The organism is Priestia sp. D51 (assembly GCF_053345675.1).
In genome coordinates this window covers 60097-76677 of record NZ_JBLTIR010000008.1, presented here as the reverse complement: position 1 = coordinate 76677, position 16581 = coordinate 60097, and the positions used below count along the sequence as shown (strand labels likewise).

Sequence of the window (16581 nt, the reverse complement as noted above, 5' to 3'; positions counted from 1 at the left end):
ACCTCAGGGAAAGTATCTTGAAAAAAGTAGGATGTTTGTTGCTTACTTCCATGATATTCCTTCCCCACACGTGCTTCAAGGGATTTCCAGAGAAAACAACCTAATACCTAGTAGAAGTTTTACTACATAGCCCTTTAAGGTCACATTTTTTAACAAAACTGTAATAAAACCTCCTATTTTCATTACTTTCATCCTAATGCATATTTGTCACGAAACATGCGCACATTTAGTCAATTATGTATGAGCTATTTTATTGAGTCATATACCTCTTCAAGCTTTAATCAGACATTGACAAAATCGAGGTTGCAATTGCCATTTGTTCATCCTTTTTATACAATGACAGTGATTATTCTGTAAGGAGAATAGTTACGTTCGTGAGTCGCATCAAGAGAGAATTTTAGATCTTTTCTTGATGCTTTTTTTATGAACATTAATCATCTGTTTTCATAAAAAGTTTGAACTGATTCAAGCTCGAAGTAAGATCAAAAGCAGCATGATTTGTATAATGCTTGCGTCTTTGACGAGCCGACTCTTCACGTTCTACCTCTCTTAACTTAGCAACCTGCAACTCTCGATCCACTACATGCTTTTTCTTCAATGTATCTTCTAACTCCATGCCCACATGAGACAACATAACGTCACTTAAACGCTCAATCTCTTCCACAAATTGAGTCAACTGAGAAAATCGATGCTTCTTGAACAGCCCTTTCATCACCCCAAAGAGATACTTAAAGAAGACATCTTCTCCTTGGAAATCTCCTGCAATCACAGAACCTTTTTTCTGAACCGTTAAGCCAACGGCCTCCACGGAGAAGCGTACATAATCCGGAGTAGACGAAATAGAGCGATAAGAAATAGCAAACTCTTTAAAGGCTAACTGAACTTTCCCCCAGGCCCTAAAGATAAAACGACCATCTGTAAAACCCCGGTTAAACAACGCACTAGTAAAGGAGGAAGGAACATTCCCCGGAATAGGTGCCGTCTGTAGACTAGTAGAATACGTGGACGGTAAATTTAAGGTACCATGTTCAGAAGAACGAGCAACCTCTGTACCCTGAGAAAGCGATAGAGCCGTCCCACCCACCACCGTATCTTTAATTGTATTTGAATTGAGCCCATTATTTTTAGGAGCAGTGTCTTGTTCTTTTTTTGAGGCTTCAGATTGAGCTCTATGAGCTTTTATTTCGTCAATGATACATAACTCTGTTGAAGCCCCTCTTCCTTTACCAGAGACCTTTTTCGAAAGGATTTCTTGCTCTTCCAATCTAGCAATCACTTTCTTAAACGTAGCATAAGGGATTTTCTTGTCAGCATTCACACTTGACGTAATTTGTTCAGCAAGATCACGTTGTGCCCCTGATACACGTCCTCCCTGCGCACGAATAAATGCTAATACATCCCCTTCCCACTCTTGGATATGACTATATGTACGTTCTTCACGTGGTTTCGCTTCTTCCCAAATGACATAGCTAAATAGCATGCCCGATAACTCGCGAATTTTTTTCGCAGATGGAGCATGGAAACGGCCGTTATATGCGCTCTTTACTTTTCGTTTAACCTCAATTTTGCGCATTTGAGGTGTATTTTTTTGATTCCAGTTATGTAAGTATGCTTCTGCTGTTTTTTCAGCGTATCCAGCTGCTTTATAAGCAAGAGCAAGCGTGTAGCAAGCCGTGTCACGTTGACCTTCATGTACACCTTCTAGGATTTTTTGAACAGCAGGATGTTGTAAAAGAGATTCATAGCCTTTACAGAACCCTTTTTTGTATGTATGTATGTCTTGTTGATCTTGCTCTTGAACTAGTTGGAACCATTCACATAGGTCATCAAACGATATACGCTCTTGGGAATGAAAGACCGTATTCTCCTCAGTTGGTAAACGGAATAGTCGCTCCGGACCAATCGCATTTATGTCTCCTTTTAACATCTCAGCAATACACGTTTGAATACGACTATAATGTGCATTCAACTTGTCCGAAGCCCGTTTTGATTGTTCTAAAAACCAGTGAACATGAAACCCTTTAGAAGGCGTTTGAACGATTAAAGAAGGCATTGGAAGTCCTGCTTCTGTAATCAACTCTTGCACATCTGGAAGAGTCATCCCCTCGTTCTCACCGTTTTTTGCATCAATATCAATCGACATCGCATTGATCCAACGTAGCGTACTTAAACGACGTAGGTCATTCCGATAAAACGTATTTGGCGTAAAGTATGTATAGTCTTTGCTGACATTAAATAACGAACCATATGTACGAACGGCTTTTGTGGTTTCTTTTGTAAAATCTTTTGATACGAATACCCAGCCTAAACGGCTATTGTAACCGTTCTGTTGCTTCTGAGATTGCTTCTTCTTTTTATTGGTTAGTTGATTTTTATATATATTTATAGCTACACTTACTAAACTCATTGGGTTACCTCCTCTTAAGAATGATTGTTTTAAAAAACAAAAAAGGCTGTTCGCAAGCTCCATGCCTGCAAACAGCCTTGTATTCTTGAAAGAATCCCAAAAGTTTAGTTATTTTCAAAGGTTTATACGATAGAGACAAAATACATATATGAAAAATTTGTCTACAATTCTATTATTTTTGTAGAAATTATTACAATAATATCGCATAAAAAACCTTGTCAAAAAAGTTTAATACTGTTATTATGTGTGTATAACAGTATAAACAAATGTCTTCTTGGGCATTTACTTTCAAGCCACAAACTTTGGTCGGGGCGGGGCTTGATTTTTTTAAAAAAGAACGTGTTTCCAGCACGTTCTTTTTTTTTGAACGTTATCTATTTTTTTTATAATTGAAGTTATGACTATAAAAAACTCTTAATCTTTTCTATTGTTTTTTCTTTCTTTCAATATACCTCTTTTTAGATATTTCGTCTACCTGCTTTTCATTTCATGAAATAAGAAGGACAATTCAAATCGTTATATACCGGTATTTTACCGGTATATAACCTACTCTGTCAATAGCTCATTGAATATTTTACCATAAAAAATTAATAATTCTAGATAAAAAATACCGGTAATGTTGACTCTGACAAGCAAGAACAGTAAAATACCGGTAAAAGAAATATATTTATTATATTTTAAACTATAAATAACAAGATTAGCGACTAAAGTAATAATACATTCAATTTGTTTAATGCTGTTTCTACTAATGGAGGAATAATAATGCCTAGCTTTGACAAAAATAAAAAAGAAAGAATTGAGCTCTTCTTGGATAAAGAAAAAGATGCTGAGGTAATAGCTTTTCTGAACAATAGTGGTACCACAAGAGCTGGACTAATAAGACATATTCTTCACGAGTACGTAATTAATTCAAAAAAAGGAACATCTATATATCGATTTCATGATTAATACAAAACATTCTTCATGAAATATACAATGAAACCTTTATAGCCTGAAACTTATTAAAAAACAGATTATCTAATCTGTTTTTTTGTTTGAAAATTGCCTAATTAGAAATTTAAAGAATATAATATTTTAGTTTTAAATTAAAGCAAATTTATAAAATATTATAGATTAAGAGCAGCTAACTACTTTTAGTTGAAGTTAAGGTCAACTAAAAGTAGTTAGCTGTACAATAAACAACCTTCCAAAAGATTTAGTTTACTTTAAGTTAAACTTATTACACCTATCCCTTAAACAATCATCTCCACCAAAACTAAAAGTTCATCTTAAGTTTAACTAAATCTGCTATATTCATTTATATCCCTCTCATTGGAACGCATTATTATTGCGTTCTTCTATGTGTTCCAATCGTATAAGAAGGACAGAACGGGAATCGTTCCTTAAAACGAAGAAAATTCTTCTCTTTTCTACATGTAGAATTGTATTTCATTTGAATAAGAACGGATTTTTCTTATAACTACTCAATCAAATTCTTTGTGTAAATCATTAGAACGGGTTGCGTTCCCCTTTATAAACAATATTTCCAACCTCAAATGTAACTTTTATTAACCTCATTATTAATATAGAAAGAACGGTCTAAGATCACTTATTTCTTAATAATAATCAATCAAATTCAAAAACAAACTTATTGGAACGGGAACCGTTCCTATCTAAAATTTTTGTTTATTGTCCTGTAAATAACTCATTTTAGTTAAACAATACAGAACGTTTCAATAACATCCAACACATTTATCTATAAAACAGAAATGAATGCTTATTGTAAATAAAAAGACTAATGTAAGCTAATGAGGATGATATAAATGTAACAATAAAAAGATACCAGTTAATTAATTTAACCTCAAAGTTCTTTACAACCATATACTCTAGATAGTATATTCATGTTAAAAACAATACTTTCAAATACCAATATTTCATTAGTTCATGTTCTTTTATTTTGGAAAAGCATGAACTAATTTATTGAAATTCATTTTTACAAAGTAAGCCATAAAACAATGCAATTTATTAGCGTCAGTATTATTTTCACAAGAACGCTTTTTTCTCTTAAACTTTATTCCAAATTGAGAAATAGAACGTTGGAACGGGAACCGTTCTTGTTTATCCAAATCGGTTCCTACAACTGAATACTCCTAAAAGAGTTGAAACACTATTTATTTAAGAACGGCTAAAGAACATAAAAATCCATAAATGTAACATTTAAAATTGAAAAGGAGGTAACTAATTTATGAACGAAGAACAGTGGAACGGGATAAGTGACAAAATACCAAAAGCATATTGGACAAGGGAAGTTGCTGAATCATTAGGAATCAGTGATAGCTATCTAAGAAAATGGTGCCTGGAACTAGAGAAAAACGGCTATAAATTCCTAAAAGTAAAGGACGGAAAAAACCGAGATAATCGTGCTTTCACAGAACACGATGTTATTGCATTACGTAAATTCCAATCTCTTTTAGCTCAGCCGAATGTTACTAAGGCTCATGCAGCACAAATTATTTCAAATGACTATGCCCCTTTAGACAGGGATACTAAGGAATTATCTTCGTATTTACGGGACAATGATCGTGATAAAGCACAAAAAGAAGTTCACGATCTCATATTAAAAGATGTAATACATGAACTGCAGCATGAACTTGGAAATATAGAAAATAACATAATTACTAGTTTAGGAGAACGGATAGAGGAACGACTAAGTGAAAAAATCGAGGAACAAATAGAAAGTTTTCTAGCAAAACACTTACTCTTACAAGAGGAACGGATAGAGGAACGGGTACGGAATATAATGTCTCAATACTTGGAACGTCAAGAAAGTACTTTAAAGGAAACATTCAATCAATTTCAAACTTTACGGCTGCAAGATAAGTCCTCCACCGAGAGTAATGAAAGAACTCTTTCTGAATTAAAAAACTCTTATATTGAACAACAGATTCAAAATGAGAATCGCGAAATGGAACTTCAAAAAGAATTAAATGAGAGGGAAGAACAGCTAAAAGAAGTATTAAAAGAATTGAAGACAATTAAAGAACATATAGCTGTTACGAATGAAAAGAAGGGTTTTATTTCGAGACTGTTTGGCAAATAAGTAAAACTTTTAGTTCTTACATAAAGAAACTCGGCTATTAGGCTGAGTTTCTTTGCATTATTTTCATTATTGGGGATTTATTTAATTTACTATCTTATATAAAATATAGCTATATTATTAAGTTCGTAGAAGGAGGAGTACAATGCCGCATAAAATTACCTTAACTGGATCAGCCACAGGACCACTACGAGAATACGATCGCTATGTTGCCTTTGATATGCGTGAAAAAGGGTCACCATCTGCGCCTAAAGGCTTGAAGAAGAGTACGTTTATTTCGTACACAGTATTTGTTGCAAAGAAGGCTTTTAACAAAACAGGTCTCACGAAAAAAAGTATTATGCATGAAAAGATCTTAATTCAAGGAGAACCAACTTTAGACATTCCAATTGATGAATGCCCTGGTGAAGTAGGTGTAATCTGCTTCCAGATTACCGTTCTCCCGAACAAGAAAGATAAAGAAGACAATGAACCAAACGATAAGAAAGAGGACAAACAAGAGGCTTCTGCAGCGAATGAAGAGAAGAAAGCTGAAAAAGTACAGACAGAAGTGAAAGAAACACCTGTTCAAGAGAAAAAGGTGGAGCCACAAAAGAAAGAAATAACAAATCAGCCAAAAGGGACACAGGATCTTCTAAGTTTCGATGAAATTATCGTACCTGAAGAGTTCTTAAAGACACGTCCAAACCCTGAAAAAACACAAAAGGTCATTGATTTTGTGAAGCGCACAGGACGCTTAGATGAGCCGTTGACAATTGAAAAAGAGTCTAAAATCTTAAAAGATGGCTATCGTCGTTATGTTGTGGCCAAAACTGTCAAAATGGACAAAGTTCCTGTTACTTATGAATATCAAAAATAAGTGAATTGAAAGTATAAGTGCTTAGGGGGAGAACGTCTTGACTCAAAATGAAGAAGAGAACCCAACGAGTGAACACATGGCTGATATTATCGATTTCAATGAAAAGAAAGAAAAAAGTAACATCCATGTAGAAGAGGGAATCAAATGGTTAAGGCAAGCTGCCTTAGCTGGAGATAATGGAGCAATGAATGAGCTAGCATTCCAATTATTAACCGGCAAGGTAGTGAAACAAGAAGCTGAAGAAGGCGAAAAATGGCTCAGAAAATCTGCTGATACTGGAGATCGATGGGCCATGATGGAGTTGGGTTACCGTTTGCTCGTCGGGGAAGACCTGGATGAAAATCAAGCTGAAGGTGAAAAATGGATTCGAAGATCTGCTGAGTTGGAGTATCCAATGGCTATGAGAGTATTAGGATACAGGTTACTTGAAGGATTAGATATAGAAAAAAATGTAGAAGAAGGCGAGTATTGGCTTCGGAAAGCAGCAGACGTACATGAACCAATAGCTATGAGAATATTAGGCTACCGATTATTAACTGGAAAACATGAGTTGAAACAGAATGTGGTGGAAGGTGAAAAGTGGTTACAGAGAGCAGCTGAAGCTGGAGAAACCATTGCGATGAGGGAATGGGGTAAATATTTAATCCATGGAGTGATTAAATAGCTGAATATAGTAGCTTAACTTCAGCCAAGACTGTACTGACTAGACTAACAACAGAGAAAACACATATCACCTCATAAATAACTGATGTTTTATTAGCCAATAGTTCGTAAAAAAAACCTTCTTTCTTTGATCTAGGGCGAGACAGTTTTTCCTGTTTGAAATTCAATTTGGAAGAATATCTACAACAAAGACCGCCCATTATGTATCAGTTTATAAGGCGGTCTTAATTGTATTCATGCTATATGTTTATGACCAAAATATCGACACTATTCTAAAAAGACGTCAGATAAAAAAGGCTATCGCTAAAATAGCTGCCACACAGGCTAAATAGATATTTCCACTCCAATCTCTCTTTTCCTTCTCACCCACTACATAGCTATTGTAAGAACCTTCAATTGGCTCTATCTTCAGTTTTCGTTGTATTTCTACTTCTTTATCTAAAATCGAGTCTAATTCCTCCATTGTTTGATAATTGCAAGGTAGGAACCGCCCTTGTTCGTCTCTCAATCGGTTGCTGACGTCTCGTAATTCGTGCTGCCTTTTCACTGGTAGAAGGCTGCTGTTTGGATTGAATAGTTGCTCCTGACATTGATTGGCCATCTGTTGATGTTCTAAGTAACGTAGAAGTGTTTGTAGCCGTTCCTTTTCGCTCAAGGTCATCATGTTCTCCTCCTCCTTTCTTTTCGATGTTTGGCTCTTGTTCCATCCATAACGGGTGGGAAGAAGGCTGCCACGGAGAGGAGGGGAGAGGGACGTCACTCATTTTATACTGATTCATTAATGCTAAGAAAACAGGATTGTGCGCTGCAGTAAAAAGCGCACACCTCATAATTTGATTTCGATCTAATTCTGTAGCTTGAAACAGGCTATCTACATATGTACGATACATAGAATGGTACCGCACGGTTGGTCGATAGGTATCAACTTGATTTTTCGACTTCTTATTTCTCTTCATACGCGTTTTTCTCTTTCAAGATGACCTCTAACATCTGTTTTCCTTCTAGCGTTAAATAGACGTCTTTTCGACTTATTAGCGAGATTGCTAGTTCTTTTGTCACTTGATTCTCCCCATTCCTGATAGTCTAAGTTGACGTCTCTTTCTGACGTCTTAATTTATGATATGAACTAATGCTTGTCCTATATGTAACTTTTTTTCTAATGATTAAAAAAGTTACATAATGTCCATACTTCTTATTAAAGGAGATGGCTGTATGATTCTAGGCTTAGGGAAGAAGCGAACCAGATTTGGAAGATGGTTAGATAAGCAGGAGGATATTAATCAATTAGAACTCGAAAAGGCAACAAAGTTAAGTCGCCCAACTATATCTAGGCTTTGTAATGATAAAGACTACATACCTAAATACTCCACTATCTATAGAATAAATAAGGGGTTGCGACAGCTAAAGAAAGAGGTAAAAGTAGAAGATTTTCTACAAATATGAATAGAGAATGCTATAATTATTTTGGGAATGATACGTAAATGTTTTATAGACTTTAACGTAGCAGAAAAGCCTACTTGTATAAGACCAAGTAGGCTTTTCATATTCAATTGAGTGCTTAAAAGTATAACTCCTATTTACTTCTTATTATGATTAGGTGTTTTTAAGAGCTTTCACTTTAAATAAAGTTAGATAGATAATGAGAGAAGTTTCTTTCTGTTTAGTTGGTGAGAAAAATACTTAAGGTGGTCAAAATCATCCTGAGAAATAGTTGATTGTTGACTCAAAGTGTTTTTTACATCTACTAATATACATAGGTCATGTAATTCATAATCAGTGAAGATACCTTGTAGAAAATTTAATCGAAATAATAAGGGGAGATTATCGGAGAGTTGAGTTCCACCTTCAGCGAAAAAAATTTGTCGCCATAAATGTCCATAATGTGTGGTCATTTCTTTTTCTATTATACTGGCAAGTGTTATTTCAATATCAAACAGCAAGACATACGATTTAAATAAGAGCTCTTTCTTCATTCACATGCCCCCCTTTATAAGATTTTAAAAACAGTCAAACTACAGTTACCACCGAGCTCAAGCTAAATTGGATTATGTAGTATAGAAACACCTTTCACAACAAATACTTTGTTGCTTATCTTCTACACCCATCACTTTTTAGTTGTTGGCCTGTGACATAATATCTGAAAACACCTCTCTTTCAAGCTAATTGTCCATATTGGGAATTTAGAATTAACTATATGTAGTAGCTTGATCATAAGGTCCACTTCTACTAAAAAGTCAATCTCACCTAATTCTTAAAATAGCACATTTCATTACTATTTACCTCCATTTTGTTACTTACCTTTACATATAACATGACTTTTTTCACCTTTATAAGTAAAAATATTCAAATTTATTTGTATTAACAAATGGTTTCATGTAGTAAAATTAATTTTGCTATAAATGAAAAATACAAGTAAAAATATATTTATCAAAAGGGGATAAAACAATGAAAAGTCGTGTTATCAAGATTGTTTCTTCGCTCGCTATAGGGATAGGGATTGCTGCAGCTCCTGCTTCATCATACGCAGCAACACCTAAGACCATGAAAGTACATTATATTGATGTCGGTCAGGGAGATAGCATTTATATTAAAGCTCCTAATGGTGAAGACATTGTTATTGACGGTGGAAACAAGGGAAAAGGAAATGAGGTTGTAAATTATTTAAAGAAACAAAAAGTTGACGATATAGAAGTATTAATTTCTACTCACCCTGATGCTGATCATATTGGTGGGTTAGATGAAGTTATTGATGCATTTAAAGTAGAAAATGTTTATGCACCAAAAGTAAGTAATAACACTCAAGCTTACAAAGACTTTTTGAATGCTGTTAAAAAGAAAAAACTAAAGATTCAAACAGCACAAGCAGGCGTAAAGTTACCTGTTAAAGATGTAAATGCTCAAATTGTAGGGCCTACCAAAACATATGCCAACAGTGATTTAAATGACTGGAGTGCTGTTGTACATATGACTTATAAGAAAAATACATTTTTATTTACAGGCGATGCTGAAACAAAAGCAGAAACAGACATGATTAAGGCAAAGAAGACACTACGTGCAGATGTGCTTAAAGTAGGGCACCATGGTGCCAAAACGTCTACGAGTAAGAATTTCTTAGATGCCGTAAAGCCTAAGTATGCGGTTATTAGCGTTGGTAAAAATAGCTATGGACACCCTACTTCTCAAGTTGTGAACCTGCTAAAGAACTCTAAAGCAAGTATTTTGCGAACAGACCAAAGTGGTACAATTATTATCACTGGTGATGGAACATCTTATTCTGTTAAAAAATCGAGGTAATTATGAAAAAGATAAAAGGGATTATTGATCGATTTGAAGAGGGATTTGCTGTTGTTGAAATTGAAGGAAAGACAAAAGATTATCCTAAAGATATCTTTCCCAAGAATACACAAGTTGGAGATGTCGTTTATATTACGGGAGATAAAGTTGAGATTGATAAAAGTGAAACGAAAAAGCTGGCAAAAGAAATTGAAGATTTAATGAATGAAGTTTGGGAAGATTAAACTCCCTTGCTAATTGTATACACAGTTATATAGATACCATATGATTCAAAAAGCCGAGAGTTACCTTTTCGGCTTTTTTGTTATGACGTGTTACCCTCTACAAATCTTTTGAAGGTGCTCTATTCACCGTAGTTGGAATTGCTATAAAGCTTATGTGATATAGATAATACTAACATATATGAATAATAAGAATGAGTGGTTTCCCCTTGAATATGGTTAATAAAACTAATATTCTCCACGTCAAAAGCAAGTACATAATTATCTGTTAGCAATAAAATGCCGTTTAATATACGCAACAAGGCTTTAGCTCTGTAAGAAGCTCTCAAAGGCTCCTCTGTACTAATATTATCAAGATGTAAAGATGATAGATAAAAAAGCTCACTTTCTGACATTGTATACTCTTTAAATACCTCGAAATGCTCAGACATTTTACTTGCCAAACTTCCTGTAAATGATGACTCAATAGGAATAGCCCACAATTTAAAATCCCCCCGTATTTTTCAAGAAAATATATTGTTATATGCTCTTTTTCACACCACATTGTCGATATTAATGTAGGAAAACGCCACCTTTTACAGAATTTACGAAGTAAGCTGAGGTACAGTGATTGCACCGCCCACTAACCTTATCCGGAAATGAAGCATATTCGTACATTTTCTCCAAATCAATTTCTCGCTCCTGTGTTTCTTCCAGGTTAATCAATCTTTTCTATTTGGCTTTTATTAGACTAATACAATTACATCCATTCTATATTGAATATTATAAGTATTTAAATATGATTCATTACTATAACTGATTTAAATTCTTATACCAGAATCAATGCTCAGACACATTTCGTTACCTTTTTACTCCTTGAAAACACACATTCATAGACATTTCAAAACTATTGACTCTTATATAAGTAAAAATATTCTAAAAAAATAAGTTGTTTGACATTATTTATTATAAAATAGTACTTACTGCATGTTAATTATTTCAATAAGACAATCGCTACAGAAATATTATGATAAGAAACCTCTATTTGAAAACGTAGAGTCCTGATAATAATCATAGAAGACATCATTATCTTAGCTACTTACCTGTCCAATAAAAATTGACTGTAAGAAATTAAAACGAGGCGAATTATAAGAGGGAGAACATAGTGGAAAGTAGAGACCGAATCATAGAACAATATTTAAATAGTATTAAAGATAAAAATAAAGATGATGATAGGCAAAACCTATTAGATAATCAGATAAAAAATAAACCAAGTGAAGAAATAGCAAATTATTTAACAAGCATTCCTGCAGAAGAGAGTGGTGGCTTAACTGCAATTTCAGGATTTTATTATCAATTTTTAGTGACAATAGAGTACATTTTAGAAATGCTAGAAGGTAAATGGGACTATGTAGTTATGGAACATCATGACGATGTTGTTGTTGGTAAAGAAAATCATATCAGATTTATTCAAGTTAAAACTAGTGAGAAGATAAAAATTGACGTTACGGCTAGCCCGGCATCTGGTATTTATAGTAGAGGATTGAAAACCATGGGAAAAGCTACCTTTAGGAAGAATGATAGCTGGGTAGATAAACTAATATCTAATGCAGAAATAGCTCCGGAATCTTCTGGTTTTAAAACAGAATTCCAACTTTATTCTAGTTATCATTTTATTAAAACAAGAGATTATAACTTAGATATATATACAGATAATAAAGGTTATGACAAGGTCATTCCTCTTGATGATCATTTATTTAAAAAAATATCCGAACCAGTACATGACAAAGAAGGTGTACCCTACATCTATGAGAATATTTGTGGAGAAACAGTTCCTCAACTGCTAAGCAGATTTTACATTCATACAGGTTTAAGCTTGAGCGAGATAGAAACATTTAAACATCATCTATGTATGAAGTTAAATAAGTGGTTATTTAAAGACATTGGATCAGGTATTACCATGCAAATAGAAGATCTTCATATGTTAATTGGACATCTATGTACTAAATGTACGTATAAAAATGATCCAGAAGTACTTATGATTACAAAAGAATCCGTTGAACAAATTTTAGGAGAAATACGTATAAAAAGTATTGCTGCTGCTAGTTTGGCAACTAATAAACATGATAGCGTTCAGATAACTAATAGAGTAATAGAAGATTTATTGAAGCAGCTTGAAGAATCCGATCATATTGGTTTTATTCAAGATAAGCTATACACGTACAAAGAGTATTTAATAGAGTGGATATCAAAAGGTGGGGATATTAGGCAATTGTTAGAGCGTTATATTGACGGTACTACTCGCACCTCTATTTATTCTAAGTTAGGTGATACAGATAGGGAAGTCAGACTACAAGAACTTTTTCACATCATACTCATCCTAATTATTGGTAGGGAATCGTTTCTTCGATTTACTAATAATAGAGGGCTTCTTTCAAAACAGTGTGAGACAAAAAATCAAATGTTTTCTTTTTTTAGTATGGAAAAGAAAAAAAATATTAAAAATGTATTACAAAAAATAGAGTCAATTGTAAAAAGTTACGATTTAGATGAACATTTATTTTTAATTGATAAAGAGCTACATATTGTAGTTCAAAATTATAATGATAGAAAATTTATTTCATCTATGAAATGGAAATTTAGTGATGGAAGTGATTTAGACATTCAAGAGTTTGATAATGATTTAAAGTTAAATAAAGTACCTTTAGAAGCGAATATTATCCCAGGAGAAATGTTGATAGCAGACTTCCTTGAATCTATAGAAGAGGAGACCAATATTCAGGCAAGTTTAAAAGAAATTTGGGGGAATTATCAAGGAGGCGAAATTTAGTGGACATTTTTAATTCAACAAATAATCGACTAATTGAGAAAGGATTTGAATCTATTGATTTATTAGAAATAGAGAATTTGGGGGCAGTTACATATAAATCATCAATAAATTATGTAGTAATGAAGAAAATTCATAACCATCAAGAGTTAAAAAATATAAAATCTTACGCAGCTGAAATTAGGAATATCTTGCTCAGTCAGAAAATCAATATCTGGAATGCTTATTTGTTCTTCTGTGTTAGTGAGAATATTAATTATGAAACATTTTTCATGGTTGAGAGGGATACTAAATCACTTCGAAAATATGTAATAAGGAATGATTTAGATTTAGATAGAATTCCTTTTATAGATAATCATATAGGCTATAAAAAAATCGACCCAAATGTAACTACAAATTCGGAAGAAAATCCTTACCTAACAAGAATATTTGATTTCATAACAACACACAATGGACGTCAAAATAAGTTTAGTCCCACAGAAGTAGAAGCATCAATTAAAATGATTATAGATATGGTGGATAAGCGATATGAAAGTTGAGAAAATTATTATTAAAAATTTTAAGAACTATAGTGGTGAAGTTTCTTTTGACCTCTCTAAACAAATCACTATACTGCACGGCGATAACGGTTTCGGAAAGAGTTCTTTCTTTGATGCAATAGAATGGTGTTTTACAAATACGATAGATCGTTTCGATGGAACTGAGGGAGACATTAAACGAGATATTATTAATAGGAATTGCGACTTAGAATCTACACAGGTTTCAGTTTCTATCGAATTTGGGGGCAACCATCTAACAAGATCGTTTAATATAAATAATGAACAAATAGGAAACACACAAGTGAAAATTAAGGAACATAATGGGAAAATTCATAGAGGTCAGGAGAATGTTGAAAATTTTTTAAAGTTGGATTATTTTAAAGATGTAAGATTTGGAAAAGGAGCATATGGACAGCTAATTAAGCAAACGTACATACTTTCTCAAGATCAAGTAGTAGACTTTGTAACAAGTGAAGACTCAGAAGAACGATACAGAGCACTGGTAAATATAATGGGGTTTAAATCAATGTTAAATGAAGCAGATAACCTCAAAAAAATATTGTCTGGCCTTAAGACACAAGATCGAACATTTAATAATACCCTTATACAATACAATGAATCGATAAAAAGTAAAGAAGAAACTAAACAAGTCGTTGATATTATTGACATGAACTCAAAATTAACCCAAGTTGGGATTATTAATTTAACAGATAATGTTGAAAATCAGTGTAAAGAGCTAGAACAAGAAATAACAAATGCTAAAAGCAAAAATGAAAACTTTTTAAAATTATATAATGACCTAAATTTAAATAACTTTAAATCTGTTAGTACGATAATTGACCAAATTACATACAAAGAAAATAAACAACAGGATTATTTAATAAAAGTTCAAGATAGTAAAGTTTTATTAACAAAAGTTACAGAACGTATTGAAGGACTAAAGAAAGAAAAGCAGCATTTAGATAAATATAATAAATTAAGACTTCAAATAAGAGAAAATGAAAATAATTTGAGGAAGCTTGAGATTAAGGAACTTGATTTTGATAGAGTAAATAGTGAATTAAGGTCATTAAGGGATACAGCGTTAAAATTAGAATATCAAATATCAATAAGACAATCTTTGACATTGAATTTAGAAAAAATTCAATTTATACCTGATGAAAATAAAACACTGATAAATAAGAACCAATCAATTTTAAACAAAAAAAATAGAGCGAAGAGTTTAATTGAAAAATTATCCAATTCCATTGATGACAATAAAAATAAGATATTAGTACAGCTAATATCAAACGTTAAAGATATTCAGAATTATGTAAACAAAAACAACTCATACGAATGTCCTGTTTGCTCATCAACACCTGAACAAGGTCTTAACAGTTCCATTGAACATAACCTGACTATTTTAAATGCTAAGATAAAAGAAGATACAACTTATTTAGAAAAATCTTTGCAGTTAAAAAACAAGTTAGAAAAGAAAATGCAGACTTTTAACGAAGAAATTAATAAAATATCAACCAAGATCAAAAATAATGATTTACTTTTACAAAGACTTAAAGAAGAAACTAATAAATATATATCAAACAAATTGTATGATAAGGAGCTAGACATATATTCAGAGGAAGATTTAAAAGATAAGTTACAAGGTGTTAGAAAACAGATTAATATCCACCAACAAGGTGCAGAGACTTTATTAAATTTAAAAACACTATATGATAACCTAAGAGATGTAGAAGTAATAAATAATACAAAAGGGCAAAAAAACTTTAAAGCTCGTTTAGAAACTGATCTTAATAATTCGTTAATAAGATTTATGAAAGCGAAAAATCGTGTTGAAAATTATATTACTAATAAAGAAAGCCTAGTTCAAAGGACAAAATCTGAACTACAAAATTTAGATCTTATCATGTTACGTATCAGTGAGTTCGTTTCTCTGGATGAATATAATAAAAATTTAATCGATATATTATCAGAAGCAAATAATGTATCTCAAGAATTAGATAGTAAAATTTCGGTTTTATCAAAGATTTCGGAGATGCATATGGCCTTAAGAATTAATAGTGATATTGAACAACAAATTAACAAAATTGTGGAAGAACGTTCAGTATTGATTAAGAAAAAAAAGGAACTAAATAATGTAATAGAAGATCTGCATAAACACATTACTCAAACAGCCAACCTATTTGGTAATGAGGCAAAAGACTTTTTTAATAGGGAGAACTCTTCAATTCAAAAATTCTATAGGTATCTGAACCCTCTACCGTCTAATAGTTTATTATATTTTGAAAGTGAAGATGAAAAATTAGATATTAAAGTTATATTTGATAGAAATGACACAGATAATAAAATGATTAGTAACGCTAAAAATGCATTAAGTTCCGGACAGTTAAACGTTCTAGCCATTTCAATATTTCTTGCAATAAATGAAAGTCAGAAAACACATTCCCTTGATTTTATTGCTATTGATGATCCAATTCAAAATATGGATGATGTAAATCAATATTCAATTTGTGACATACTGGGTCACATAAATAAACAATTAATTATCTCAACCCACGATTTAGACTTTCTAAAGTTATTTATTAAGAAGAATGAATACAGAAAAAAGGATATTCAGGTTTATAGTTTTATGAGCCCCTATTTAGACCATGAAAAGGTTGAGCATATCCATTTTACTTAACCTTAAAATAGTATATCTATACTAAATCTCAGGTGAGAA

At 32.6% G+C, this 16581-nt stretch carries 14 protein-coding genes; 10 read left to right on the top strand and 4 right to left on the bottom strand.

From position 1 onward, the window contains the following. Positions 1 to 430 precede the first annotated feature (430 nt). On the bottom strand, positions 431 to 2407 hold the full coding sequence (locus ACNHOZ_RS24115) for a primase C-terminal domain-containing protein (protein WP_447697313.1): 1977 nt from the start codon (positions 2405 to 2407) through the stop codon (positions 431 to 433). A gap of 762 nt (positions 2408 to 3169) precedes the next feature. Between ACNHOZ_RS24115 and ACNHOZ_RS24110 the strand changes: the two genes are divergently transcribed. The 4 genes from ACNHOZ_RS24110 to ACNHOZ_RS24095 all read left to right on the top strand — a co-directional run bounded on the left by ACNHOZ_RS24110 (position 3170) and on the right by ACNHOZ_RS24095 (position 7006). Beyond that, positions 3170 to 3355: a hypothetical protein gene (locus ACNHOZ_RS24110; protein ID WP_048407641.1), complete on the top strand. Its 186-nt coding sequence runs from the start codon at positions 3170 to 3172 to the stop codon at positions 3353 to 3355. A gap of 1276 nt (positions 3356 to 4631) precedes the next feature. Further along, positions 4632 to 5486, top strand: coding sequence for a hypothetical protein (locus ACNHOZ_RS24105; protein WP_421545553.1), 855 nt, complete (start codon positions 4632 to 4634; stop codon positions 5484 to 5486). A gap of 142 nt (positions 5487 to 5628) precedes the next feature. Then, a complete protein-coding gene (locus tag ACNHOZ_RS24100) occupies positions 5629 to 6342 on the top strand; it encodes a plasmid stabilization protein (protein ID WP_447697312.1) in 714 nt (237 codons plus the stop codon). Positions 6343 to 6379: 37 nt separating this feature from the next. Continuing rightward, positions 6380 to 7006 carry a tetratricopeptide repeat protein gene (locus tag ACNHOZ_RS24095; RefSeq protein ID WP_421545555.1) on the top strand — a complete coding sequence of 209 codons (627 nt, stop codon included), beginning with the start codon at positions 6380 to 6382 and terminating at the stop codon, positions 7004 to 7006. A gap of 433 nt (positions 7007 to 7439) precedes the next feature. Here ACNHOZ_RS24095 and ACNHOZ_RS24090 read toward each other — a convergent pair whose 3' ends face one another. Continuing rightward, complete coding sequence (locus ACNHOZ_RS24090) at positions 7440 to 7961, bottom strand: hypothetical protein (protein ID WP_421545556.1); 522 nt, start codon at positions 7959 to 7961, stop codon at positions 7440 to 7442. Positions 7962 to 8217: 256 nt separating this feature from the next. On the opposite strand from ACNHOZ_RS24090, the gene ACNHOZ_RS24085 reads away from it, so the two are divergent. Continuing rightward, complete coding sequence (locus ACNHOZ_RS24085) at positions 8218 to 8448, top strand: helix-turn-helix domain-containing protein (RefSeq protein ID WP_421545557.1); 231 nt, start codon at positions 8218 to 8220, stop codon at positions 8446 to 8448. A gap of 185 nt (positions 8449 to 8633) precedes the next feature. Here ACNHOZ_RS24085 and ACNHOZ_RS24080 read toward each other — a convergent pair whose 3' ends face one another. Further along, positions 8634 to 8978 (bottom strand): hypothetical protein, encoded by a 345-nt coding sequence (locus tag ACNHOZ_RS24080; protein WP_421545558.1) that lies wholly within the window; start codon positions 8976 to 8978, stop codon positions 8634 to 8636. A 568-nt stretch (positions 8979 to 9546) separates the two neighbouring features. Between ACNHOZ_RS24080 and ACNHOZ_RS24075 the strand changes: the two genes are divergently transcribed. Together ACNHOZ_RS24075 and ACNHOZ_RS24070 are read left to right on the top strand one after the other, a co-directional pair. Continuing rightward, on the top strand, positions 9547 to 10299 hold the full coding sequence (locus ACNHOZ_RS24075; RefSeq protein WP_421545571.1) for a ComEC/Rec2 family competence protein: 753 nt from the start codon (positions 9547 to 9549) through the stop codon (positions 10297 to 10299). A gap of 2 nt (positions 10300 to 10301) precedes the next feature. After that, on the top strand, positions 10302 to 10523 hold the full coding sequence (locus tag ACNHOZ_RS24070; RefSeq protein ID WP_209369453.1) for a DUF3006 domain-containing protein: 222 nt from the start codon (positions 10302 to 10304) through the stop codon (positions 10521 to 10523). Positions 10524 to 10642: 119 nt separating this feature from the next. On the opposite strand, the gene ACNHOZ_RS24065 is transcribed toward ACNHOZ_RS24070, so the two are convergent. After that, positions 10643 to 11002, bottom strand: a complete 360-nt coding sequence (locus ACNHOZ_RS24065) for a hypothetical protein (protein ID WP_447697311.1) — start codon at positions 11000 to 11002, stop codon at positions 10643 to 10645. Between the two features lie 662 nt (positions 11003 to 11664). On the opposite strand from ACNHOZ_RS24065, the gene ACNHOZ_RS24060 reads away from it, so the two are divergent. From ACNHOZ_RS24060 to ACNHOZ_RS24050, 3 genes are read left to right on the top strand one after another with little or no spacing between them, the layout of a single operon-like run. Continuing rightward, on the top strand, positions 11665 to 13329 hold the full coding sequence (locus ACNHOZ_RS24060) for a dsDNA nuclease domain-containing protein (RefSeq protein WP_447697310.1): 1665 nt from the start codon (positions 11665 to 11667) through the stop codon (positions 13327 to 13329). Next, a complete protein-coding gene (locus tag ACNHOZ_RS24055; protein ID WP_447697309.1) occupies positions 13329 to 13865 on the top strand; it encodes an ABC-three component system middle component 1 in 537 nt (178 codons plus the stop codon). Before ACNHOZ_RS24060 ends, ACNHOZ_RS24055 begins: the two co-directional genes overlap by 1 nt. Then, entirely contained in the window at positions 13855 to 16542 is a 2688-nt protein-coding gene (locus tag ACNHOZ_RS24050) for an AAA family ATPase (protein WP_447697308.1), read from the top strand. Before ACNHOZ_RS24055 ends, ACNHOZ_RS24050 begins: the two co-directional genes overlap by 11 nt. Positions 16543 to 16581: the final 39 nt, after the last annotated feature.